The following is a 22,923-nucleotide window of genomic DNA, read 5'->3' as shown; positions in this document are numbered from 1 at the left end:
GGGAAGCGGATAGCATCCGAGTTGAGGAGTCTGTATACCAGGCGGAGGTTTTTCTTACGGAACCAGCCCATGAATCGGAGTGGGAGGGAGCTGTGGGTCAGGTGCATTCCCACGGCTTTACGGTGGATGATTGACTATCTTCCTTCTTATGCATGGGCTTAGAGGTAAAGGAATCACCACGATTCCGGACAGTAGATAAAAAAAGCGTTCCACCCATATCGGCAGAACGCCTTTAAGCGATGACCGCTAACACAATCAGTCTTTGATTCCGTATTTCTTCTTAAACCGTTCGACACGGCCTGCTGTATCAACCAGCTTCTGCTTACCGGTAAAGAAAGGATGACAGGCCGAACAAATTTCAACCTCCATATCCTTCACCGTCGAACGGGTTTCAATCACATTGCCGCAGGCGCATGTGATCTTGGTCATCTCGTATTTGGGATGGATTCCCTCTTTCATGGTTTTGCCTCCAGTAATATATCGATATTCCCTGCTGAAAGAAGCTCTTCCCGGCAGGAAACCGCATATCAAATCTTCTACATCTCTCCTGAAGTGGTATTCATAGACTTCAGGAAGGCCTCATTATTCTTCGTTTTCCGCATTCTGTCAATCATCAACTCGGTAGTCTCTATATCATCCATGGGATTGATAACCTTGCGCAGAACCCACATTTTGTTGAGTTCCTCATCGGTTAAGAGCAGCTCCTCTTTCCTTGTTCCCGATTTTTTGATGTTGATGGCAGGGAAAAGTCGACGGTCGGACATTCGTCGGTCAAGATTGATCTCCATGTTACCGGTTCCCTTAAACTCTTCAAAGATAACCTCATCCATTCTCGATCCGGTTTCGATCAATGCAGTCGCAACGATGGTAAGGCTCCCGCCATGTTCAATGTTACGCGCCGCACCAAAAAAGCGCTTCGGTTTATGAAGGGCGTTGGAATCCACACCACCGGAAAGGATCTTGCCGCTCGTAGGGACCGTCTGGTTATAGGCACGGGCCAGGCGGGTAATGGAATCAAGAAGAATAACCACATCCCTCTTATGCTCTACAAGCCGCTTTGCCTTTTCAATAACCATCTCGGCGACCTGAACATGTCGTGTTGCCTGTTCATCGAAGGTGGAGGCAATGACCTCTCCCTTGACGTTACGCCGCATGTCGGTCACCTCTTCGGGTCGCTCATCAATTAAAAGAACAATAACCGATATTTCTGGGTGATTCTCCGTAATGGCATTGGCAATCTTTTGAAGTAAAATAGTCTTTCCCGTTCGGGGAGGAGATACGATCAACCCTCTCTGCCCTTTTCCAATCGGACAGAAAAGATTAATCATCCTGGTAGAAAAATCCCCCGAAACAGTCTCCATGTTGATCCTTGTATCCGGATAAAGGGGAGTCAGACTATCGAAGGAAACCCTTGTCTGGGCGACACTTGGATCATCATAGTTGACTTCCTCTACCCGCAGCATGGCAAAAAACCGCTCACCCTCTTTCGGCGGACGGATCTGCCCGGATACGGTGTCACCTGTTTTCAAATTAAAAAGCCTGATTTGGCTTGGAGAAATGTAGATATCATCAGGACCGGGCAGATAACTATTCTGAGGGGAACGCAGAAAGCCGTACCCGTCGGGAAGGATCTCAAGAGAGCCGTAAGCGGAAATGGCACCTCCACTTTGGGTATGACTTTTCAAAACGGCAAAAATGATTTCCTGTTTTTTCATGGTGATCAGGTTGTCTCTACTGATACCAAGGTTTGCGGCAAAATCACGAAGGTCGGGAACGGTCATCTGCGAGAGATCATTGATAGAAAGCCGGGGTTTCTCTTCCCTCTCTCCATTATCGCCAGGCTTTCTCCCCCTGCCTCTTCGACCGGAGGGGCGGGCTGCTATAACGGGATCATTTTCTTCTCCGTTTTTGCTGACACCGATTTTATCAGGAGGGATCAAACTTTCATCGCCTGTATTTTGTTGGTTATCATCTTTATCGACATCTGTCGATTCTTTGATCAATTCCACCCGTACTTTTTTTCTTCTCGGCTTTCTCTTCGCAACGACTGTCGTCATTTGATTTTTTTCTTCCGGCTTTTTTTCTTCGTTTGGTTCATTCACATTCATTTCGTCCATAGTTCTCCGCTTCTCTCGTCAATGAGGATAAAGAATGTATATAAGATTCGCATAAAGAGCTCCGTTTTCGACGGAAAATCTTGTTCTTTGATTGTAATGGTGATGCGGGATGATGTTATCCGATACGTTAACTATATTGCCAGAAACCGCACATGTCAAGAGCGTCATCACCATCAAGATAGATTTCAGTCAGAAGCATGGCGGCTACCGTCGCACGTCGCCTGACTGAATCACGGCTAAAACCAAAACGGAACTGTCTGGCGGAAACCGCGCCCTCTTTACCAGCCAAACCGAACCAAACGGTGCCTACCGGTTTCTCGACACTTCCCCCGGAAGGCCCGGCTATGCCGGTAATGGAGCAAGCCACATCGGCCCCGCTTGCATCCAGAACACCAAGAGCCATCTCCATTGCACATTCGCGAGAGACAGCCCCATATTGAGATAAGGTTGCCTCACCAACGCCGAGAAAACGACGCTTAAAAGAATCGGCATAACTTACACAGCTGCCTAAAAAATAGGCACTACTTCCCGGCAGAGAGGTAAGAACGGAACCTAACATTCCACCGGTACAAGATTCTGCGGCAGCAAAAGTCAGCCCCCATCCTTTTAGGGAGGAAAAAAGAATCTGTTCGGCACTCAGGTCACCTAGTCTAACAAGCTCTTTTCCCATTTTCTTGGCCAAAAGATCGAGAAAACGGAGCCGATCCTCTTCACGCGCACCTCGCAAATAGAGGCTTATTCTCCGTTCCTGAACTCTGGTTCCCCACAACACAGGCTCGAGGTCCGCATTGTCCGCAACAATTTCCCGGCATGCTTCTTCAAGCCGTGATTCACCAATCAGAAATATCGAAGCCTCGCTCAGCTCACGAACAGGAAGCGCAAAATGATGTTCAACAAAGGGAAAAAGGTGTAACTCCGCCATTCCCCGAAGCTCTTTCGGAGGCCCAGGAAGAACAAAGAGTAAGGTTCCGTCTACTTCGCCGCGAAAGCCGGGGGCCGTTCCAAAAGGATTATCCAGAACATCACAACCTTCGGGGATCATCGCCTGACGCTGGTTTGCATTTCCACAGAGTCTGGGAAAACGGTCTTTTATCATCTCCCAAACATCTTCACGAAATTCCAATCTCTTTCCGAACAGGTCGGCAACTGCATCACGGGTGATATCGTCGGCAGTTGGTCCCAAGCCCCCTGTGATGATCACTAAATCGGCATCATTTACGCCATCTTGAAATCGGGCACGCAATCCGTCATTATCGGGAAGCTGCTCGATTCGCCTGACAGAAAAACCTCGAGCGGTAAACTCGGAGGAAAGAAACTGACCATGAGAATCCCTGATGATCCCTTCGGTGAGTTCTGTGCCGATTGAAAGAATGATAACTGATATTTCAGACACTGGTGACGGTCTTCTTCAATTTTTCGCCGCGAGTGGAAAAGACATCGACACCCGACGGGTCTTTGATCATCTCGCAGGTCCCTTCAAAAAGAACACCGTCGGCAATTCTTAGTCGTCGGGTTCTTACATTACCAAACACCTGCCCGTTGCTATCCATTTCCAGCTTCTCTTCCGCCAGGATGTTACCAGTTACTGATCCCGACACCACCGCTGAAGAGACCTTAATATCGGCTTTGACTCTCGACCCCTTCTCTACCACAAGGTGACCGGAAGCTTCGATTTCGCCGTCGAAGACTCCCTTGATCGTCAGAGAATCCGAAAATCTCAAAATTCCCTTTAGAACCGTCTGAGGCCCCAAAGTCGTTGCCGTTGCAGAAGCTTTTCGCTTATTTTGTTGTCTTGCCATAGTGATTATTCCGTGTATGCTTCCTGTGAGTACTTCCTATTTGGTTTGCATGACAAACACACCGTCCCAATCATCAGGGGGTGGATTCTCAATGTAATGCTTACAACGAGCATAATAGACCCTTGACGGGCCATCTTCCGCGTCCAGACGGAGAGCCTGGGCAAACAAATCCTTGGCCGAAGCAAAGTCCATGAGCTTGTACTGTTTACGACCTTCGGCAAAAAGTTCAAGAACCTTTAACTTCTCTTCACCAACCACCCTATTCCCTCACTTCCCCCATAGTGTCGGCATTTTCCTTAAGCCGACGAAAGTGACTGTCAAAACGTTTATCAAGATCATCAAGTGCCGAACTGCCAATCAGAGGCTCAGACCTTCGTTCATGTATCTCCTTCTCGAGAAGATCAAGGGAGCGGAGAACAGCATCAACCTCATCATGGACCTTTCCAAGATAGCCCGTAATGGCATTCTCATCATCCGCTTTCACATGCTCACAGGCGGAAAGCAATGTGCCGAGAGATTCTTTCGCCTGATCGGCAAAGGAATCAAACCGTCTCCGCAAATCGATTGAAACGGCGATCTCTTTCTCACGATGCAGGATCTGCTGATAGAGCTCCTTTCCTCGCAGGACCGCCCGAATCCGAGCAAGAACCTCGGAAAAATTAAAGGGCTTCGTGATGTAATCTTCCACCCCCAGCTCAAATCCCTCTATCTTATCCTTCACATCATCCATGGCCGAAAACATGATAATGGGAATATCATGATACTTTTCAAACAAAGGATCCTGTTTAACGATGCGGGTTACCTGCCACCCAGACATCTTCGGCATCACATTATCCAAAATAATAAGATCGGGATTGAAAGCTTTAATCTGCTCAAGGGCTTCCTCACCATCCTCAGCCCTGCCGATCTCAAAACCGAGCTTACTAAGCATTACATCGAAAAAATCGAGATTTATTGGTTCGTCGTCAACAATAAGAATTTTGGTTCTTTCTTCCATCGGAACGTCCTTCGTTATTATATCTTCCTATATGAACTGCGTCTTGTCAATGATAGCCCCAAAATGAAAGATTAGTTCTTTCGAAGCACAATTTTTCTCACCCCGCCTACAAGAAGAAAAACAAGGCCAAGAAACAACATGACGAGAGGGAACCAATCCCCCCAATGATAATACAGGGTATTACGCTCTGCATAGATCGGTACGGAACCTATATAATAATCCTCAACAAAGGGTCCAAGCATACCGGTAAGTCTTCCGTCAGGATTAATAGTACAGGTCATGCCGCTGTTGCTGCTGCGGATGACGCTACGTCTAAGCTCAACGGCCCGAAACACAGCCATACCCATATGTTGCATCTGGGCTGCAACAGAACCGGACCAGGAATCATTTGTTAAATTTACAATAACATCTGCCCCGTTTCGGACGAAACGCCGGGAAAGATAACCGAATACATCCTCAAAGCAGATGGGGGTGGAGAAACGCACCCCATTATCGGTCTCAAAAACCGTATATTCGGTACCCTTTTCCCAAAAATGGTAATTATGATCAACCAGAAGTTGGTAAAACCCGGGAAAGAGCTTTTTATAGGGAAAATTCTCGGTAAAGGGCACCAAATGTGTTTTCCGATAGGTCTGCCGCAGTTTCCCATTTTCATACAGCAACACGGCATTATAGTCGACACGGTTCAGCCTTCCGTCGGACAGAATCGGAGGCAACCCAGGATCGGCCTTTTGCCCGTCATCGTTCCCCAGAATAAAGGGAACAGATTTATCGGCAAGGTAATTCCGCAACTCCTCAACCAAAGCATAACGCTCAGAATCGGTTCGATAACGGCTATGCCAATCGACACCAGGTACAAAGGCGGTTTCCGACCAAATAACCGCTTCTGGTTCATCTGCCGCCAACGCACGATCACTCAAGGCAATCATGGTTCTTAGATTGCGTCTATAGGTAGGAAGCCCCCCTTTCCAGGTGTCCGCATTATGTTGTATAAGAGCCACCTTCCAGGGACGTTGATCATCGTAATTGCCTCGCATGACGACAAAACCGAAGATCAAAGTACCAGCAAGCAATACGGAACAAACGGCAAGGGCCGCTTTTCGGCGACCAAACCAAACCTTAAGAGAGGCAAGGAAAGAGGCATCATACTCAAAGGTAAACAAAAGGGCATGGCCAAGGAAGAAGCCGATAAGAGCGATGAGAAAACTCACGCCCCAAACCCCGGTCAGTTCGGAAATCTGAATCACGGGAAGTACCTTGTAGAGTGCATAGCCGAGATTGCCATAGGGATATCCAAGAAAACCCTGAGTTCTTAAATACTCGTAGGCAACCCAGACAACGGCCTGAATCCAATACGCATATCGGGGAAAGAACAGGTCAACGGCCTTCAAGGCAGGAAAGAGAACAAGAAAATAGACAGCATAAATCACAGGAACGATAAAAATCGCCAGAGGATGAAATGTGGTCAGCCAGTAATTAAAAATAGCATATGAAAGGAAACCGTAAAAAGCGCCGTAGAAGGGGGCCGCAGCCCAAGAACAACGCCGAATAACAGGGACAATCGGAATAAGGGCAATAAAAACCAACGGCCATAGACCGTCAATTGAAATAAAGCTCGGAAATGAGAAAGCAAACAGAAAGGCGGACAGCGAAAGCAGCCCCAGCTCCCCAAAGGTTTTCCGCAAGAGCCCGCGGCTGCCTCCGTCGGCAAGCATCCTCGACACTACTCGTCCCCGGAGCCGCCGTTTTCTCCCCGTAAGGGCCAGGCGATTTGCTTCAGTTCCTTTCCTGGTCGAAATACAGCAACACCATGGGTATTGACCGGCACGATCTCGCCAGTCTTTGGATTGCGAGCACGGTCCCGTCCTTTTCTGGTTCTGATCTCGAAGGTACCAAAGCCCCTCAGCTCAACGACACGATCCTCCTGAAGTGCATCTTTCAACTCTTCAAAAAGCGCATCGATCACATCATGAATATCAGACCGATTAACCTCATGTTTTTCGTAAATGCGTTCAATAATTTCTGCTTTTGTCAGTTTGTTACCGGTTTCCATAACAATCTGGACAATCGCCACCCTACTGAACCTGAAGAGCGTTCAGGGCTTTGCTAAGTCGGGATTTTTTTCTTGCTGCATTGTTTTTGTGAAGAACACTCTTTCTTGCAGCCTTGTCAATAAGCTGAACATAGGCTTTATAAGCCTGTTCTGCAGCTTCTTTATCCCCACTCTTCAATGCCGCATCAACCTTACGCCGTGCGGTATGCACACCACTCTTCATGATGCGGTTCCGTAATCTCCGCTTCTGACTCTGTCTATGCCGTTTCTCGGCGGACTTATTTGATGGCAATCTATCTCCTCCGTATTATAATGTCACGGTGTTGCACCGTATCAAAAAACAGCCCTGCTGTCAACATAAGAAGCACACTATTCATATTTCAATCTTCCGCATCCGGATCGTAGTCGATGCGCCATTCCTTATTCTCTCCCCGGCTGATACGGGAAAAAGGAACTTCAACGCTACGCCCCTCCGGCCCTGCAAAACGTATTTTTTTCGTGAGAATATTCACCTCAATGGCTTTAAATGTCTCCCCGCCTATTCTGACCCTTGTTCCCTCTGAAGGAACAAGTGCCTTTTCCTCGCGATAAAAGTCGTATTCATAAGAAAGGCAGCAAAGAAGACGGCCACAGGGACCGGATATTTTCATAGAATTAAGAGAAAGATTTTGCTCTTTCGCCATCTTAATCGAAACAGGCTTGAGTTTATCGGTAATTCCATGGCAGCAAAACTGACGTCCGCAAACGGCCACACCACCAAGAACCCGTGATTCATCACGGACTCCTATCTGCCTGAGCTCTATGCGCATTTTAAAGACTGAAACAAGATCCTTTACCAGGGATCGAAAATCGACCCTTGACTCGGCAGTAAAAAAGAAGAGGACCTTTGGTTCATCCAAAAGGTAATGCGCCGCAACCAGTTTCATCTCAAGACCATGTGCATGGATTTTTTCCCTGCAGATATTGAATGCTTCCCGCTCGCGTTCAAGATTATGCTCATAGGTGGCAAGATCCTGATCGTTCGCCTTGCGAAGCACCTTGGGAGGGGGATCTTCGCCGCAACCAGGGCAATGGACAGGGCCAAGAACCCTCGCAAGATCCTTTCCGTACCGACTCGGCACAAGCACCATATCACCTATCGACAGAACCTCGGCATTATCAGCAAGACAGACAACCGTTTCGCTGGAATATGGGAATTTTACCATAACAGGAGAAACATTATCCTCCTCAATAGAGGATACGGAGGCATCCATCTCCGGTACCCCTACGGGCTCTTCAATATAATTATCGCTCATAGCGAAGCCTCCTAATCATTGCAGCAGATCAACAAGCAGACCGTTGATTTCTTCAACCCGTCGAAGGAGTTCAAGCTGGGGAAGCTGATTGACCAAGACCCCTGAAACCAAACGTTCCAACTTCTCATTGACGACTCGAATCAATGTATACCGCTTTTGTTTTTTCATGGGGTTGATAAAACGGGCTCCCTCTATGGTTTCCGCTTCGAAGGTGTAATGAACAATGTATTGCAAAAAACCGGAAACAGCTCTTCGATACTCCTTGATCCGATCCATTGTTGGACGTTCCTTCAACCGTTCACCTAGGGTGTGAACGTCATCCAACAATTCTTCAAGAGAAGTATTTTCAGCAGCGGCAGCGTGGGAGGCAAGAGAATCAACAGACACCTCACTCTCCGCTGTAACAACTTCAAAAAACGAAGGAGAAGAAACCCGAACATCTTTTGAGGAAGAACGGGTTTTTCGACGATTTTTCCCATTTCGAAGAGAAAATCCGCCGTTAAGAGAATCTATCTTTGCCATGTTCCGGCATTCTCACCAACAGCCTCGCGTTTGGCATTTCGGATCGGATTATAACGATCGATATCACGAGGTTTCTGATCGGATATCGGTATGTCAGCTTCCGCCCGGGATCCATCTTTCCCAAGAACGGTACAGGCCCCGTTTAGAATAACACCCTCCTCCACGACCAACCGAGGAGTAGTAATATTACCGATCACCATTCCGGAAGAGAGGACCACTACCTTTTCGGAAGAAACGATATCCCCCTTAAGGATGCCGCCGACAACAACGGTACCTGCAGTAATAGAGCATTCAGCCCTACCGTTCTTACCGATAAGAACTTTATCCGCAGCGTTGACAGCCCCCCGAAAATCTCCATCGATACGAAGAAGCCCATGTAAAGAAATATCGCCGTCGAATCTGGTCCCTTCGCCGACAAGAGAATTGATAAACACACCATCAAGATCTAAATAATCGCTCATGAAATACATTACCGCTTATTCGGAATAACTATTTTATCGTAGATCGGATTTTACGTTTAAAAACCGTTCGGGGTCAACAACCTGGCTTCCGATTCGCACTTCGAAATGAACATGAGGCCCGGTCGACAATCCCGTATTTCCCATTGTCCCGATTTTCTGTCCCTGGGTAACTACATCACCCTCTTCAACATATACCGTATCCATGTGGGCATACTTCGTGGCAAAACCATAAGGATGCCGAATCACCACATAATTTCCAAAGCCCATCGCATCATACTTGCGCTCAACAACCTTTCCATTGGCGGCGGCCACGATAGGCTTACCCCGCCGAAAGGCGATATCGATTCCTTTATGGAGATACCATTGTCCGGTAAACGGATGAATCTCGGGCCCAAAATAGTTGGTAATCCTCCCGACCCCTCCCTCGACAGGCCAAAGGGTGGGAAGCTCCACAAGGAGATCCCCCTGACTCGACATAATATCACTGACCCGCAGCAAATCATCACTTGACTGTTCGAGGAACTCCCGCAGAGAACGGAGCTCGGAAAGCTCACGCCCGATACCTTCACTCTGTTCCTGAACGTCGAAAAAAGAACTTAAATCCCCTCCGTCGAGAACCGAAGCGGCTTTCACATCCCCCTTCACACCAAACGTACTCATTGTCGTCTTGAGGGAAGCCTCAAAGGTCTTCGAAACCTTCTTCAATTCGGTGATCTCTTCACGTATCGCTTCAATATTCGACCTGGAGTCTTCGAGTGCCGTCTCTTTTTGATCCACAAGCCGGCTAAGTCCTGAAAAACGGGTACTAAAAAGGAGGAAGGAAACGACAACTCCGCCGAGAAGAAAGCCTGAAAAAATCAAAGAAAAGACCGAAACACGAAAATTGAAGATACTTTTTTCCGAATGGGGAATCAGCATGATGGTAAAACGCTGCTTACCGGTCTGATAAACCTTTGCAAAGAAGCGACCAACCGCCTTAAAAATCACTCCTAAAAAAGCGAGAACGCGCCTTATGATTGTTTTCTCTGTCTTTTTATAATGATTTGCCGGTGACATCTATGCTCCTTCCCCGTTGTCTGCAATACAATTAGTCAACTCAGACTACCATGGGCAAAAATAATTGTCAAATATAATTGACGGCACCTACTCTTCATGCTACAGTTATAACAGTATATGTAAAATATATACAAACCACAATACTAACTGGAATCATTGTATGCAGCTATTTGATACTCACGCTCACATCGGGCTGATAAATGAAGACCCGATCGAACAACTCATTATCGTACAGGAAGCGAAACAGTCAGGTGTTAAGCACATTGTGAGCATCTGTAATAACCTTCATGACTTCTTCCAGGTATACCAAAACCTCTCCTCTGCGCCCCATGTCCTTCATAGTATCGGCGTATCTCCCTCGGAAGTTCAGAATCCTGGGAAAGATTGGGAGCTAAAAATCGAGGAAGGGACAAAACTTGACCGTGTGGTTGCCATCGGGGAGATCGGTCTTGATTATTACCGCAAATTTGGGGATAGAGATTCTCAAATCGAACTCTTCGTGCGACAACTGGAACTTGCAACCCGTCTGGATTTTCCTGTTATCATTCACAACAGGGAGGCCGGAGCCGATGTCTTCGACATATTATCAGAAAAGCTTCCCCCCAAGGGTGGAATTCTGCACTGTTACTCCGAGAATTGGGAGTATGCAAAAAAGGCACTGGATCTGAACCTCTTCATCTCCTTTGCCGGAAATGTTACCTACAGAAACGCCAGGAATTTACAAGAAACGGCAAAACATATGCCCATCGATCGCATGTTGATCGAGTCGGAAAGCCCCTTTATGATTCCGGCACTTTATCGAGGTAAGCGGAATAAACCCTCATATCTCCATGCCACCGCGGAATTCCTTGCTGAGCTGCGCGGGCTCTCCCTTGAGGAGCTGAACGAGCAGCTGTACCGTAACAGTCTTACGGTCTTCGGTCTCTCGGAATAGGCACACAGCGCTGCCGTGACAATGGGATTGTGAAAACCGATTGCTTATATCATCCAATCATCCTGCCCGGAGTGACAATTCCGGGCAATCTTTTTCTTGCACCCCTGGCGGGTATTACCGACAGGGGGTTTCGGCGTATCTGCATCGAACACGGAGCCCCCTTCACCTACACGGAAATGGTAAGCGGGGAGGCCCTCGCCAGAAGGAACCTAAAAACCATAGCCCTGTTGAGGCGGGCGAAGGGTGAGAAGCTGCTTGGTGTCCAGATCTTTCTCTCAAATCCGGAACAGGCAGAAAGGGCCCTCCCGGTCATTGAAAAGGCGGACCCGACGCTCATTGATCTCAACTGTGGTTGCCCCGTTCCCAAGGTTGTAAAAACCGGAGCAGGAGCCGCTCTTATGCGTAGCCCGGAGACAATCTATCGAATTGTCTCACTGCTCGCCAGAAGCAGCTTTCGCCCCATAACCGTCAAGCTCCGCACAGGTTGGGACAGCAATACCCTAAACTATCTTGAGGCCGCCCAAGCTGCGGAATCGGCAGGAGCCGCCATGATAACCCTCCACGGGAGGACACGCAGTCAGGGCTACTCAGGCAGTGCCGATTGGAGTGCAATTGCCAAACTGGTTCAAACGGTCAGGGTCCCGGTTATCGGTAACGGCGACGCCTTTTCCCCGGAAGCCGCAAAACGACTTCTTATGGAAACAGGATGTTCCGGCGTTATGTTTGCACGCGGAGCCATGGGGAACCCTTTCATCTTTGAACAAACACGAAGAGTGTTGGAACACGATCCTACAGGCGGAAGCCCTTCCGTCGAGGAGATCATGAAGGCCGCCTTGATACAGTTGCATTACACCATAGAGGACAAAGGCGAACGGGTTGCCTGCAGAGAAATGCGAAAACAAATGGCCGGCTATACCAAGGGGCTCGACGGCTCCGCAGCGCTTCGCCAAAGTATCGTAACCTGTGAAACCGAAGAAGATTATCGCAGGACGGTAGAGGACTATCTATCACGAAGAGGATAGCCCTCCTCCTCCACACTTGACCTTGCCCCCTGAAGAGTGTTAGCGTTTCATCAATAGGTATTGTTTCAGAATAGATCATGCTACATAAGCACATGCCATTTCAGACAATCTCAGATGAACGGCCGCAGGCCGTTTTCTGTTGTCTGACAGCAATATGGGGAGGATGAGATTGCGCGTACTAGTGTTGGGATCAGGTGCGAAGGAACATGCCGTTACCTGGATGTTTTCCAAAAGTCACAGGATCTGTGGTTTGTATATTGCGCCTGGAAATGCGGGGACGAATGAACTGGGGGAGAACCTAAAGGGGATCAACCCGGCTGATCCCGAACAGGTGGCCGAGGCGTGCAGCCAGTGGAATATCGATTATGTCTTTTGCGGCATTGAGGATGCGCTTGAAAACGGGATGGTGGACCTCTTACAGAAAAGAGGAATTCCAACCTTCGGCGCGCCAAAGGCAACAACGAGATTAGAGGCGGATAAGGCCCACGGAAAAGCCTTTATGAAACGCTATGAAATTCCTTCAACGGAGGGAACCCTTGTTACAAGCGTTTCTGAACTGGAAAGAGCGATACAAGAAAACAGTGGTAAGCGGCTGATCATCAAAAAAAACGGTCTCTCCCGCTGGAAGGCAATGTTCGACTCCGATCAGCCGGAGAAACTGCTTGAATATGGCTCGCAGCTCTTAAAAAAGGATTCAATCCTCCTTGAACAGTATCATGTCGGTATAAGTCTTTCGATATTTGCCCTGACCGACGGAAACGGTTTTCTGGTTCTCCCTCCCTGTGCCGATTACAAGAGGGCAAAAGAAAATGACCAAGGCCCGGCGACCAACGGAATGGGGGCCATCTGTCCCGTTCCACCGGTAAGTAAACAAACCATGGATCGTATACGGGATACCATCATCGGCCCCAGCTTCGACGGATTAAAACGAGAGGGGCTTATGTACAAGGGAGTGCTTTTCTTCTCCGTCGTCCTCACGGCAGAAGGCCCGAAATTGATTGAATATCATGTCAGATTCGGAGATCCGGAAGCCCAGGTGCTTTTTTCGTTGATCAAATCGGATTTCGGCAATGTGGTTGAGGCAATTGAAAACGGAACGGTCGAAAGCTTCCCCATGCAATACAATGACAACTCTGCGGTAGGTGTAGTCATTGCCAGCGAAGGATATCCGGGAGAAACCGAAAAAGAGATTCCGCTTAAGCGGATTCCGGCCTTTCCGGAAAAAGAGACCCTCGTTTTTCATGGATCCACCAGGGTCGGAGAGAAAGGCGAAACACTTTCAACCAGCGGCCGCTGCTTTACCGTTGTTGGGCTTGGGAATAATATTGTCAATGCAAATACCCGTGCATACGAGGCGGTAAAACGTATTAGGTTCGACGGGGCCTGGTACAGAAACGATATCGGCAACGCCTTTTTTGAGGATTAATCACTCCACTGTTGCCGGCGGCATTCATACAGAAGGATACCGCCGGCAACAGAAACATTAAACGAATCGATATGGCCTCGTGACGGGATGGAGATAATCTCGTCGCATCGTTCCCGTACCAGCCTGCCGATCCCTCTTCCTTCCGCGCCAAGAACGATGGCGACCTTTCCCTTCAATGAAAGATTCCATGCGCAGTCGCCGCCCATATCGGCCCCATAGACCCAGAAACCTGCCTTCTTGAGGCCTTCGACGGCCCTCGGAATGTTGGGAACCACACTCCTTGGAACATGGAGACTGGCTCCGGCAGAGACCTTATCAACGACCGCCCCATCCCCGGCGCTTCGACGTTCTGGGAGCACCACAAGATCGACGGCAAATTGATCGGCACTCCGTAAAATAGCTCCGAGGTTCTGGGGATCCGTGATTCCGTCGAGCAACAAAATCAGGGCCTGCTCCTCTCCTGTTGCCAGCTGCTGTAAAGCCGTATCGAAATCACGATTTGTAGTCGGCTTCTTCCCGGAAGAAACAGTATCGGAAAGGAACAGCAAAACTCCGCGATGATCAACCCCTTTCGAGAGATTATCAAGCTCTTCCCGGCTTACATTACGAACCTTACATCCCTTTTGTTCCGCCAGTGCAATAAGGGCAGATATCCGTTTGGACCTGCCGGAGACCATGAGGTCAGCACCCCGATGCCTTTTTTTCAACGCTTCTTCGATTGCATGAAAACCATAAATAAGCTGCCGATCCATCATCTCCTTCCTCACTGATCTTCTTCTCCGTACTTCGTTACCTTATCGACAACTCCATCGAAATCGCTATCTTGTCGCAGCTCTTCGACGTAGGCCCCATCTTTGATGAAGACCCAAATATCAATCATACCGTCGCTGTTCGAATCGATCTCCCTCTGAAGCAGCATCCCTTCCCCATAGACGCAAAAATCGTCCATCTCTCCGTTACGGTCGTAATCGAGCATCTCATAGAGCTTATTTCCGTCATGGTCGGAGATAACTATGTAATCGATATTTCCGTCCCCGCTGGTATCAAACTGATCGGGAGGCAAGCCGACCGGATCAGAAAGGGCATGGTCACGGAATTCACGGACAGAGAGAAAAACGTTACTTTCATCCTCTTGCCCTTTCTCTTCCGCATATAGCGAAGGGGCATAGCATATCAACAGAAGAAAAAATAGAGTAACGAGGCTTTTCATTGCATACGGCTCCTGCAGAGAGAAATCCTTTTAAGTATCGGAAGGAGATAAAGGATAGTTAACAGATTCGTTCCCCCCGAGAAGAAATCGTAGTTCCTTGGTACGGTTCTCTCCCGAGAAACGGAACACATATTCTTCATCTCTCATCTTTCCCTCAAGGACAAGATGACGGTCGGCAGCAACGGGAAAGAAAGGAGCAGATGTGTTCAGTGAAGACAAACTTCCATCGGAAATTTCGAGAAAATTCTGCGAGGCAGCGGCCAGGGCAAACAGGAAATGGCTGAGATCCATGACGACGAGGGCCGATTCAAGAGAAAAACGGAATTCGCCCCGGCTGGCACGTATGGAGCAACGCAGTACGGCAAGCGCCGGTAAGATGTCATCGGGCACATGGTACACCTTAGCGGTAGGGCGCTGCGGATCATAGAGCGTCGCAACGAGAGCATTATAGGTATCAAAAAGAGAAAAAAGCTCCGAAAGTTCATGCTCGACAATTCCCACCCGATCATGCTTACAGCCTCCGCTTACAGTCAGATACGACCGCTGTACAGAGGCTGAAAGAATGTGGCCAAATCCAAGAGAAAGGAAACCGAAATTCTCAAGCGTTCCAAACACCAAAAACCTACCGTAAAGATGAAAGAGATACCGGTTGCGGTGTCCCGTTTTCCCCCTCTATGTCGGCAAGCTCTTTAAGCAGCTGTTTGCTGCGCAGTGATAACTTTTTGGGAACTTCGACCATAATCTTAATGTACAGATCACCTTTTTTCGCATTGTTATGAAGATAGGGAACACCTTCGTTTTTTATACGCAAAATTTTTCCATTTTGGGTCCCGGCCGGAATTTTAAGCTTCAGTTTTTTATCTTCAAGGGTCGAAACCTGAATTTCGGAGCCGAGTGCAGCCTGTGTAAAGGAAATCGGAATCGCACAGTAGAGATCATTCCCGTCCCGCTCAAAATAGTCATGGGGCTTAACGGTAATAAATACGTAAAGATCTCCGGCAGGGCCGCCGCCGACTGCATTATCTCCCTGTCCCGGTATATTGATCCGCTTTCCACTTTCGATCCCCGGAGGAATTGTCACCTTGATTTTCTGCTGTTTTCGCAGCAATCCACTTCCGTGGCAGGCAGCACAAGGATTTTCAATGATGTAGCCCTCACCGCCACAGGTAGGACATGGGGAAGCAATGGAAAAGAATCCGGAACTTCGTCGAACCTGGCCGCTACCGCCGCAGGTCGGGCACACCTTTTTGCCGCTTCCAGAAGCGGCTCCAGATCCGCCACAGGTGGAGCAGGAGACGTTTCTGGCATAAGCGATCTCCACCTTTGTTCCGTAGACAGCATCTTTGAACGAAACCTCGAGGTTATAGCGAAGATCAGGGCCACGGTTGGACCGTCGTTTTCGTCCGCCCTGGGAACGGCTCCCGCTACCTCCGAAAAAACTTGAAAATATATCGCCGAAATCTCCGAATATATCTTCAAAATCGTGAAAAACAGTCGAATAGTCGTGGCCTCCACCACCTCCGTTCATGCCTTCCACACCGGCAAAGCCGAACTGATCGTAGGCCTGCCGTTTCTTTTCGTCTCCGAGAACCTCATAGGCTTCGGTAGCCTCTTTGAAAGAATCTTCGGCGTTTTTGTCTCCCGGATTTTTGTCGGGATGGTACTTTATCGCAAGTTTACGATAGGCTTTCTTTATCTCATCCTTGGAGGCCCCTTTCGGGACCCCAAGGACTTCGTAATAATCACGCTTGGCCACTGTCTAAGACTCCACTCTATTTGTCGTTCTCGTCGTCGACAACCTCGTAATCAACATCTTCGACATTGCCATTGCCGGAAGCCTCGGAAGAGGAACCTGAGCCAGCTTCGTTACCCGCATCCTGTCCGGACGCCTGGCCGGCGGCACCGGAGGCCTGGCCGGCCCCTGCCTGCTTATACACTTCCTCGGCAAGCTTGTAGGAGGCCTGTTTCAACTCTTCAATCTTGCTCTTAATATCCGCTATATCTCCCGATTCCACGCTCTTTTTCAAGGCCGCGACGGAAGCATTGATTTTCTCCTTCTCGGACGCATCGACCTTATCACCAAAATCCTTCAGACTGTTCTCGGTCGAATAAATCAGAGAATCGGCCTCATTGCGAACTTCAATCTTTTCCCGCTCTTTTTTATCCTCTTCTGCATGGGACTCGGCATCACGAACCATCTTGTTAATTTCATCTTCGGTAAGGCCGGAGGAGGATTCGATCCTGATTTTCTGTTCCTTGCCGGTTCCCAAATCCTTTGCAGAGACATGGACAATACCATTGGCATCGATATCGAAGGTTACCTCGATCTGAGGCACACCCCGAGGGGCCGGAGGGATTCCAACCAGATCGAAACGACCGAGGGTACGGTTCTGGCTTGCCATTTCGCGCTCACCCTGGAGCACATGCACGGAAACGGCAGTCTGATTGTCGGCGGCAGTCGAGAATATCTGGCTCTTGCGGGTCGGTATCGTCGTATTCCGTTCGATCAGTTTGGTAAAGACACCGCCAAGGGTTTCGATGCCGAGGGACAAGGGCGTAACATCGAGAAGCAGAACATCCTTCACATCACCGCCAAGAATTCCCCCCTGGATGGCGGCACCGATGGCCACTACCTCATCGGGGTTAACACCCTTATGGGGTTCACGCTGAAAGATCTCCTTTACAATCCGCTGTACGGCGGGGATACGTGTTGAGCCACCGACGAGAATAACTTCGTCAATATCGGAAGGCGAAAGGCCCGCATCCCGTAAGGCATCTGTACAGGGCTTACGGGTGCCCTCGATAAGTTCCCCAACCATCTGCTCAAACTTGGCCCGGCTCAGATTGTACTGCAGATGCTTCGGTCCCGACGCATCTGCGGTAATAAAGGGCAAGTTAATATCCGAAGACTGGGTGCCGGAAAGTTCGATCTTAGCCTTTTCCGCAGCCTCTTTCAGACGCTGGAGGGCCATCCGGTCCTGGGAAAGATCGATTCCGCTGTCCTGCTTAAAGCTCTCGATAAGCCACTCAATAATTCGCTGATCGATATTATCACCACCGAGGTGGGTATCACCATTGGTCGACTTAACCTCAAAAACACCATCTCCCAACTCCAGGATCGAGATATCGAAGGTACCTCCGCCGAAGTCATAAACGGCGATCTTTTCATCCTTTCCGTCCTTTCCGAAACCATAGGAAAGGGCGGCCGCCGTCGGCTCATTGACGATCCGTTTTACTTCAAGACCGGCAATACGCCCCGCATCCTTGGTCGCCTGCCTCTGAGCATCGTTAAAATAGGCGGGAACGGTGATAACGGCTTCGGTAACAGACTCGCCCAGATAGTCTTCGGCCGTCTTCTTCATCTTCTGAAGAACAGCCGCCGAAATCTCCTGAGGCGAATATTCCTTGTCGTGAGCCATAACACGAACATCGCCATTGGAAGCCTCTTTCAGCTGATAGGGAACCATCTGGATTTCCCTCGGCACTTCGGAAAAACGACGCCCGATAAAACGCTTGATCGAATAGATGGTGTTTTCAGGGTTGGTAACAATCTGGTTCTTTGCAGGCTGACCAACCAACCGCTCACCCTTCGCCGTAAAACCTACAATAGAAGGGGTGGTCCGTTGCCCTTCGGCATTCTGAATGACGATCGGCTCTCCGCCTTCCATTACCGCAACACAAGAGTTTGTCGTTCCAAGGTCAATTCCGATGATCCGTCCCATAGTGCATATCTCCTCTCTCTAATTATCTCGTATAAAAATATCGTATTCGGCCTTCGCCGTATTATTCTTTTGCGGCCTCGTTTTGAGGCTCCTCCTCAGGCTCCTGTCCACCCTTTTCCGGGGCCGGCATGGCCACTCGTACCTTGGCATGACGAAGTACCCGATCATGGAGCATGTAGCCCCGCTGATAGTCCTCGACGACGGTCTGCACATCATAATCGGGGTTCTCTTCCATACCGATAGCCTCGTGGAGCTGAGGGTCGAACTCCTTCCCTACGCTCTCCATCCGCGAAAGGCCATACTTTCGTTCAAGAACACCGACAAGCTGTTTCTCGATCATCTCGATACCCGAGTGAAAGCTTTCAAAATCTTTCGATTCCTCGGAAGAACGGATGGCCCGCTCAAAATCATCGATAACCGTAATCAAGTCCGAGATCAGACTTGAATTGGCATATTTAATCGACTCTTCCTTTTCCCGAAGCATGCGCTTTCGAAAATTTTCAAAATCTGCCTGTTTACGGAGATAGCGATCTTTCAAATCACTATTTTCTGCCTCCAGCTCCCGAATCTTTGCCTCAAGATCGGAGCCCTGCTCTTCTACAGATGCTTCCGACGAAGAAGAAGCGGGTTCTTCCGTTTCTTTTTCATCAGCTATATTCGGTGTACCGTCAGTCTCTTGTTCCTCTGCTTCGGTACGCAACTGATCGGCTGCATCTTTTATATTCTGTTCATCATCTCTGGTCATGCGTAACCTCTATGATAAGTTTGTAACATATACTTTGATATCGGCTTTACGGCCATCATTAAAATACTAAGCCCAGAGGAAAGGCGTCAAGCATTTTCACAAATGAAGGGAGGAAATATCAACAAGAGATAGAGTTATCTATTATTGGGAATCATTTCAAGGATAAGCTCGACCTCACCCCTGCTCAGCTTCGTTGCCCTGGAAATCTGATCGACGGTCCATCCTTGCCGCGCAAGCCTGGAGACGAGCTCCCTGGCATTCATCCCCGGAGCTCCTCGCTTATCACTTCCCGTCGCCCCATCGCTCTTCATGATGGATCCGAGCAGCTTCACCTGTTCCTGCGCCTGTTTGCTTACCTCTTCAAGACGGGTTTCGGTCCGGGCGAGCCACTCACGTGCCTTCTGCAACTCGTCAATCCGCTTTTCCGAATCGCTTAGGAGGGCATCGACCTTTTCGAGCTGCTCCATGGCATCCTCTGCCTTACGCTTGTTTATCGCCAAAGTATCGATACGGCGACGCAATTCGTCGATCGTTTCCGGAAGCTCGAGCAATTTCGAATCGATCTCCTTGAGCTCTTTTTCGAGATCGGTCATTCGCTGAAAATTACTGTCGACCCCTTCGATGGTGGAATCCATTACATCACGCCGTTTTTCAAGACGTTCATAGCGCTGCTCGATCTCTTTTTCGAGATCCTCAAGGCTCCGAAGCCGCGCCTGTATAGACTGAAGCTCATCATGGCTGCCGGTAACCTGATCAAGCTTCACATCGACGGCCTGACTGATATTGATGAGCTTTTTAAAATCGCCCTCCATCTCCTCAAGCCGCTTTTTTTCGGCAAGGAAACGGTTAAGCCGACCGTTCACCTCATCACCCAGCTTTCGAATCGACTGGAATTTCCGTTCGGTTTCACGAATCTCCTGGCTCTGTCCTTCGATCCTGTTGATCTCAACCTTGAGGTCTTCGATAGCTTCCTGCAGCCCGATCTTCAGGGCGTCGGCACGCTCAAAGAGCTTTGTTTGAGCCAGAAACTGCTTCAAACGCTTATCAATATCCTGGAGCTGTGCATCGAGAGCACCGCTGTTCTCCTCAATTCGGCCCAGCAGTTTCTTCTGCATCTGCTCGACCTTATCCTTTGTATCGGCGCCAAAGGCCTTGAAATCCTTGATCCTTTCATCGATATCAGCCTGAAAATCCCTGTTTCGCTTCTGTATCTCGATGGAAAAGTTTTCATAGTCACGATTAAAGTTGTCGAAAGCCGATTCGGTACGTTTACGCAAATCGCCCTCGAACTCAAGAATGGTATCGGAAATTTCCTTCAACTCGTTTTTAAGACGCGTGCGCTCTTCCTGAGTCTGAAGGATGAGGTCGTCCCGCTGCGCCTCGAAATCACGCCTGAGGGCACCGATATTCTCCTCGGTCGATTTCTTCAATTCGCTATAGTCGCCGGAAAGCTCCCCTTTTGTCTCTTCGAGCTCCTGAAGCACCTTTTCCTGCCATCCTGAGAGATCGCTTCGGGCACTCTCCATCATCTGGGTAAGCTCCACCTGCTTGACTTCAACACCCTCGGAAATTTCTGTCAGCCGACTGGTAAGTTCCCGCTCCTGCCGCTTGATTTGCGACGAAACCGAACTATCGTAATCGCTGAACTCCTTCTGAAAGGTGAGGCGAGAACTCTCTTTTGCCTCGAGGATCTGGTTCTTGAGACTCTCTTCAAGCCCGCCGAGGGCCTGCCCCGTAGTGTTCATACGCTCGCCGATTCGCTCCTGAAAGGCAGCGACCTGTTGCTCGAATTTTTCCTGCTGGGCGTATATCTTTCCCTGGAAGCTGCTCAAGCGCTGCTTCAACTCATCGGCATATTCGATTTCCAGTTTCTGGCGACCGTTCTCCCCGTTGGTACCCAGCTCTTCGAGGCGCATCTCCACATCCTTTTTCCACGCCTCGATGCGTTCATCCATCTGGCCGGCCCTGCGCTGAAGATCACCGAAAAACTCAGACTCAAAGACCTCAAGTTTTTCAGAAACATTCTGATAGGCCTGGTTCTTCAGCTGGTTAAGCTCTTCTTCAACCCCGGCAATGGCGCTGCGAATCTCGCCGATCTCCGCATCAGCCCGTTCCTTTTCATCGCTGCGATAACCAGCCATCTCATCCTTAAAGAGGCCAAAGTCATCCCGCACCCGGGAAGATACCCGTTCCATGGAGTCTCGCAGATTGGTTTCAAGGGAATCGATATCGGCACTGACCTCTTCGATCCTGGTAAACCGGTAGGAGACCTCCTCTTCCCAACTGGAAATTTTATCCTCAAGTTCGGTAAAGGTCTTTTCAATGGTATGCTCAAAACCTGCGAGCTTCTCTTCCTGACGCTGTTTGAGATCGGTGTCGAGGCGGCCGGAACGCTCGGTCAGTTCGTCAAGCTGTAGTGCGGCAGCGTCGGCCGTCTTTGTAAGTGCCTCGTAGCGATCATCAATCTCCTTCTCAAAAGCACCTAACCTCTGATCGACCTCCGATCGTGATTTCTCGGCTGCATTGGCCGTCGACTGGATATCAGCAAGAAGCCTCGACTCGGTTTCCTGCCGCTTCGCTTCGATATTTTTTCTAAGAAGTTCAAAGACCTCATCGTCGAGGTTCTCTCCGCGTTTGGCGGCCCTCTCGAGGGATTCCTGATATGCCGATTCAATCGCCGACATCTCATCCCGAAAACGGGTAAGGCTTTGGTTCAGCTGCTCCTGACCGCCTTGTAATTGTTGAAGAAAGAGATTGCCTTCTTCCTTTCGCTTTTCAAGTGTTCCGCTCAGCTCCTCGTCGAACCCCGCGACAAGGGACTCTCCGCGCTGTTCGGCCCGATAGAGCTGTTCATCAAGACCAGCCTCAATAGCCTTCATCGTCTCGGCCTCCATAGAGCTTCGCCGATCCTCAAGACGGTCAAGTTGTTCGGTGAAATCGTGGATCCTGGTCTCGGCCTCCTCCACCTCTTTATGAACACCGGTAACGATTTGACGGGTACGTTTCAGCACCTCGGCACTCACCTTCCGCAAGGCCGTATCGTTTTCCTTTGTGAATTTTCCGTAGATTTCGGGGATCTGTTTTTCCAGCTGGAGGATCCGGACCCCGGCCTCCTTTACCCGCTTGCCGACCTTATCGACAAATTCCGATTCCTCATGGAGACGCTTGAGGTTTTCTTCGACCTGACCGGTCATGCGGCCCAGCTCACCGAGGGTCTTGTCATACTCACTGATGCGTTCATGCACGAGCTCAATCTTCTCGGCCTTTTTCTCAAGCTCCTCTTCGATACCGACAATCCGCTTAAGAATTTCTTTGCCGGTTTTCTGATGAACATCAAGATCGATGGCAAGGTTCTTTACTTCCTGGGTCTTTCCATCCACAAAACCGTCCAACTCGCCCTTGATTTTCTCCGAATAGCGCCGAATTTTGTCCAAAGAACGATTATTGCGGTCCATTTGCCGATACAATGCCAGTACCAGCACCACAATCAAGAGGGTAATAACATTTCCCAATGAGAATACCATATTTCTCTCCCAGTTTATCCCCGATTATTGTTACCCAGGA

At 49.2% G+C, this 22,923-nt stretch carries 23 protein-coding genes; 3 read left to right on the top strand and 20 right to left on the bottom strand.

Translation table 11 applies throughout. The features are described from left to right. Positions 1–255: 255 nt before the first annotated feature. The 13 genes from rpmE to F459_RS0119310 form a co-directional block, all read right to left on the bottom strand. Positions 256–459 carry a 50S ribosomal protein L31 gene (gene rpmE / locus F459_RS0119370; protein WP_013255735.1) on the bottom strand — a complete coding sequence of 68 codons (204 nt, stop codon included), beginning with the start codon at positions 457–459 and terminating at the stop codon, positions 256–258. A 77-nt stretch (positions 460–536) separates the two neighbouring features. Further along, positions 537–2,117, bottom strand: coding sequence for a transcription termination factor Rho (rho, locus tag F459_RS0119365; RefSeq protein WP_020614358.1), 1,581 nt, complete (start codon positions 2,115–2,117; stop codon positions 537–539). A gap of 127 nt (positions 2,118–2,244) precedes the next feature. Next, a complete protein-coding gene (locus F459_RS0119360; protein ID WP_020614357.1) occupies positions 2,245–3,510 on the bottom strand; it encodes a nicotinamide-nucleotide amidohydrolase family protein in 1,266 nt (421 codons plus the stop codon). Then, entirely contained in the window at positions 3,503–3,916 is a 414-nt protein-coding gene (locus tag F459_RS0119355; RefSeq protein WP_013255738.1) for a bactofilin family protein, read from the bottom strand. The genes F459_RS0119360 and F459_RS0119355 overlap by 8 nt, the downstream gene beginning before the upstream one ends. Before the next feature lie 36 nt (positions 3,917–3,952). Continuing rightward, positions 3,953–4,174: a hypothetical protein gene (locus tag F459_RS0119350; RefSeq protein WP_020614356.1), complete on the bottom strand. Its 222-nt coding sequence runs from the start codon at positions 4,172–4,174 to the stop codon at positions 3,953–3,955. 1 nt (position 4,175) lies between these two features. After that, the gene (locus F459_RS0119345; protein ID WP_020614355.1) at positions 4,176–4,913 is read right to left on the bottom strand and encodes a response regulator transcription factor; all 738 of its coding nucleotides are present in this window, start codon (positions 4,911–4,913) and stop codon (positions 4,176–4,178) included. Between the two features lie 71 nt (positions 4,914–4,984). Then, entirely contained in the window at positions 4,985–6,628 is a 1,644-nt protein-coding gene (gene lnt / locus F459_RS0119340; RefSeq protein ID WP_033302124.1) for an apolipoprotein N-acyltransferase, read from the bottom strand. Positions 6,629–6,636: 8 nt separating this feature from the next. Continuing rightward, positions 6,637–6,966, bottom strand: a complete 330-nt coding sequence (locus F459_RS0119335) for an HU family DNA-binding protein (RefSeq protein WP_026295123.1) — start codon at positions 6,964–6,966, stop codon at positions 6,637–6,639. Positions 6,967–6,988: 22 nt separating this feature from the next. Then, on the bottom strand, positions 6,989–7,258 hold the full coding sequence (rpsT, locus tag F459_RS0119330; protein ID WP_026295122.1) for a 30S ribosomal protein S20: 270 nt from the start codon (positions 7,256–7,258) through the stop codon (positions 6,989–6,991). An 88-nt stretch (positions 7,259–7,346) separates the two neighbouring features. After that, positions 7,347–8,261, bottom strand: a complete 915-nt coding sequence (locus tag F459_RS0119325) for a PSP1 domain-containing protein (protein WP_020614351.1) — start codon at positions 8,259–8,261, stop codon at positions 7,347–7,349. A gap of 15 nt (positions 8,262–8,276) precedes the next feature. Then, positions 8,277–8,783, bottom strand: a complete 507-nt coding sequence (locus tag F459_RS0119320) for a YaaR family protein (RefSeq protein WP_020614350.1) — start codon at positions 8,781–8,783, stop codon at positions 8,277–8,279. Continuing rightward, entirely contained in the window at positions 8,771–9,244 is a 474-nt protein-coding gene (locus tag F459_RS0119315) for a bactofilin family protein (protein ID WP_033302122.1), read from the bottom strand. Before F459_RS0119315 ends, F459_RS0119320 begins: the two co-directional genes overlap by 13 nt. Before the next feature lie 33 nt (positions 9,245–9,277). Beyond that, positions 9,278–10,300: a M23 family metallopeptidase gene (locus F459_RS0119310; protein WP_020614348.1), complete on the bottom strand. Its 1,023-nt coding sequence runs from the start codon at positions 10,298–10,300 to the stop codon at positions 9,278–9,280. A gap of 160 nt (positions 10,301–10,460) precedes the next feature. On the opposite strand from F459_RS0119310, the gene F459_RS0119305 reads away from it, so the two are divergent. From F459_RS0119305 to purD, 3 genes are all read left to right on the top strand, one after another. Further along, the gene (locus F459_RS0119305; protein ID WP_020614347.1) at positions 10,461–11,234 is read left to right on the top strand and encodes a TatD family hydrolase; all 774 of its coding nucleotides are present in this window, start codon (positions 10,461–10,463) and stop codon (positions 11,232–11,234) included. A 29-nt stretch (positions 11,235–11,263) separates the two neighbouring features. After that, the gene (dusB, locus tag F459_RS0119300; RefSeq protein WP_020614346.1) at positions 11,264–12,256 is read left to right on the top strand and encodes a tRNA dihydrouridine synthase DusB; all 993 of its coding nucleotides are present in this window, start codon (positions 11,264–11,266) and stop codon (positions 12,254–12,256) included. A gap of 169 nt (positions 12,257–12,425) precedes the next feature. Continuing rightward, positions 12,426–13,682, top strand: a complete 1,257-nt coding sequence (gene purD, locus F459_RS0119295) for a phosphoribosylamine--glycine ligase (RefSeq protein WP_026295121.1) — start codon at positions 12,426–12,428, stop codon at positions 13,680–13,682. Here purD and rlmB read toward each other — a convergent pair. From rlmB to F459_RS0119260, 7 genes are all read right to left on the bottom strand, one after another. Next, positions 13,679–14,434: a 23S rRNA (guanosine(2251)-2'-O)-methyltransferase RlmB gene (rlmB, locus tag F459_RS0119290; protein WP_020614344.1), complete on the bottom strand. Its 756-nt coding sequence runs from the start codon at positions 14,432–14,434 to the stop codon at positions 13,679–13,681. The two genes, purD and rlmB, sit on opposite strands and share 4 nt — an antisense overlap. A gap of 11 nt (positions 14,435–14,445) precedes the next feature. After that, positions 14,446–14,892 (bottom strand): hypothetical protein, encoded by a 447-nt coding sequence (locus F459_RS0119285; protein ID WP_020614343.1) that lies wholly within the window; start codon positions 14,890–14,892, stop codon positions 14,446–14,448. A 30-nt stretch (positions 14,893–14,922) separates the two neighbouring features. Beyond that, positions 14,923–15,507: a hypothetical protein gene (locus tag F459_RS0119280; protein WP_020614342.1), complete on the bottom strand. Its 585-nt coding sequence runs from the start codon at positions 15,505–15,507 to the stop codon at positions 14,923–14,925. 7 nt (positions 15,508–15,514) lie between these two features. Further along, positions 15,515–16,648: a molecular chaperone DnaJ gene (gene dnaJ, locus F459_RS0119275; RefSeq protein ID WP_020614341.1), complete on the bottom strand. Its 1,134-nt coding sequence runs from the start codon at positions 16,646–16,648 to the stop codon at positions 15,515–15,517. Positions 16,649–16,664: 16 nt separating this feature from the next. After that, positions 16,665–18,614 (bottom strand): molecular chaperone DnaK, encoded by a 1,950-nt coding sequence (gene dnaK, locus F459_RS0119270; RefSeq protein ID WP_020614340.1) that lies wholly within the window; start codon positions 18,612–18,614, stop codon positions 16,665–16,667. A 61-nt stretch (positions 18,615–18,675) separates the two neighbouring features. Further along, on the bottom strand, positions 18,676–19,359 hold the full coding sequence (gene grpE / locus F459_RS0119265) for a nucleotide exchange factor GrpE (RefSeq protein WP_020614339.1): 684 nt from the start codon (positions 19,357–19,359) through the stop codon (positions 18,676–18,678). 134 nt (positions 19,360–19,493) lie between these two features. Then, positions 19,494–22,883, bottom strand: a complete 3,390-nt coding sequence (locus tag F459_RS0119260) for a SpiroCoCo family coiled-coil protein (RefSeq protein WP_020614338.1) — start codon at positions 22,881–22,883, stop codon at positions 19,494–19,496. Between the last annotated feature and the right edge of the window lie 40 nt (positions 22,884–22,923).

Origin of the sequence: Sediminispirochaeta bajacaliforniensis DSM 16054 (genome assembly GCF_000378205.1) — a bacterium.
Taxonomy (GTDB): domain Bacteria; phylum Spirochaetota; class Spirochaetia; order DSM-16054; family Sediminispirochaetaceae; genus Sediminispirochaeta; species Sediminispirochaeta bajacaliforniensis.
Note: the sequence above shows the minus strand (reverse complement) of the source record. Positions and strands in the feature narration are given on the sequence as shown.

Coding starts and splice junctions, on each gene's coding strand:
- rpmE (WP_013255735.1), bottom strand. CDS start 459: ATGAAAGAGGGAATCCATCCCAAATACGAGATGACCAAGATCACATGC.
- rho (WP_020614358.1), bottom strand. CDS start 2,117: ATGGACGAAATGAATGTGAATGAACCAAACGAAGAAAAAAAGCCGGAA.
- F459_RS0119355 (WP_013255738.1), bottom strand. CDS start 3,916: ATGGCAAGACAACAAAATAAGCGAAAAGCTTCTGCAACGGCAACGACT.
- F459_RS0119345 (WP_020614355.1), bottom strand. CDS start 4,913: ATGGAAGAAAGAACCAAAATTCTTATTGTTGACGACGAACCAATAAAT.
- lnt (WP_033302124.1), bottom strand. CDS start 6,628: ATGCTTGCCGACGGAGGCAGCCGCGGGCTCTTGCGGAAAACCTTTGGG.
- F459_RS0119335 (WP_026295123.1), bottom strand. CDS start 6,966: ATGGAAACCGGTAACAAACTGACAAAAGCAGAAATTATTGAACGCATT.
- F459_RS0119325 (WP_020614351.1), bottom strand. CDS start 8,261: ATGAGCGATAATTATATTGAAGAGCCCGTAGGGGTACCGGAGATGGAT.
- F459_RS0119320 (WP_020614350.1), bottom strand. CDS start 8,783: ATGGCAAAGATAGATTCTCTTAACGGCGGATTTTCTCTTCGAAATGGG.
- F459_RS0119315 (WP_033302122.1), bottom strand. CDS start 9,244: ATGAGCGATTATTTAGATCTTGATGGTGTGTTTATCAATTCTCTTGTC.
- F459_RS0119310 (WP_020614348.1), bottom strand. CDS start 10,300: ATGTCACCGGCAAATCATTATAAAAAGACAGAGAAAACAATCATAAGG.
- F459_RS0119305 (WP_020614347.1), top strand. CDS start 10,461: ATGCAGCTATTTGATACTCACGCTCACATCGGGCTGATAAATGAAGAC.
- rlmB (WP_020614344.1), bottom strand. CDS start 14,434: ATGGATCGGCAGCTTATTTATGGTTTTCATGCAATCGAAGAAGCGTTG.
- F459_RS0119285 (WP_020614343.1), bottom strand. CDS start 14,892: ATGAAAAGCCTCGTTACTCTATTTTTTCTTCTGTTGATATGCTATGCC.
- dnaK (WP_020614340.1), bottom strand. CDS start 18,614: ATGGGACGGATCATCGGAATTGACCTTGGAACGACAAACTCTTGTGTT.
- grpE (WP_020614339.1), bottom strand. CDS start 19,359: ATGACCAGAGATGATGAACAGAATATAAAAGATGCAGCCGATCAGTTG.
- F459_RS0119260 (WP_020614338.1), bottom strand. CDS start 22,883: ATGGTATTCTCATTGGGAAATGTTATTACCCTCTTGATTGTGGTGCTG.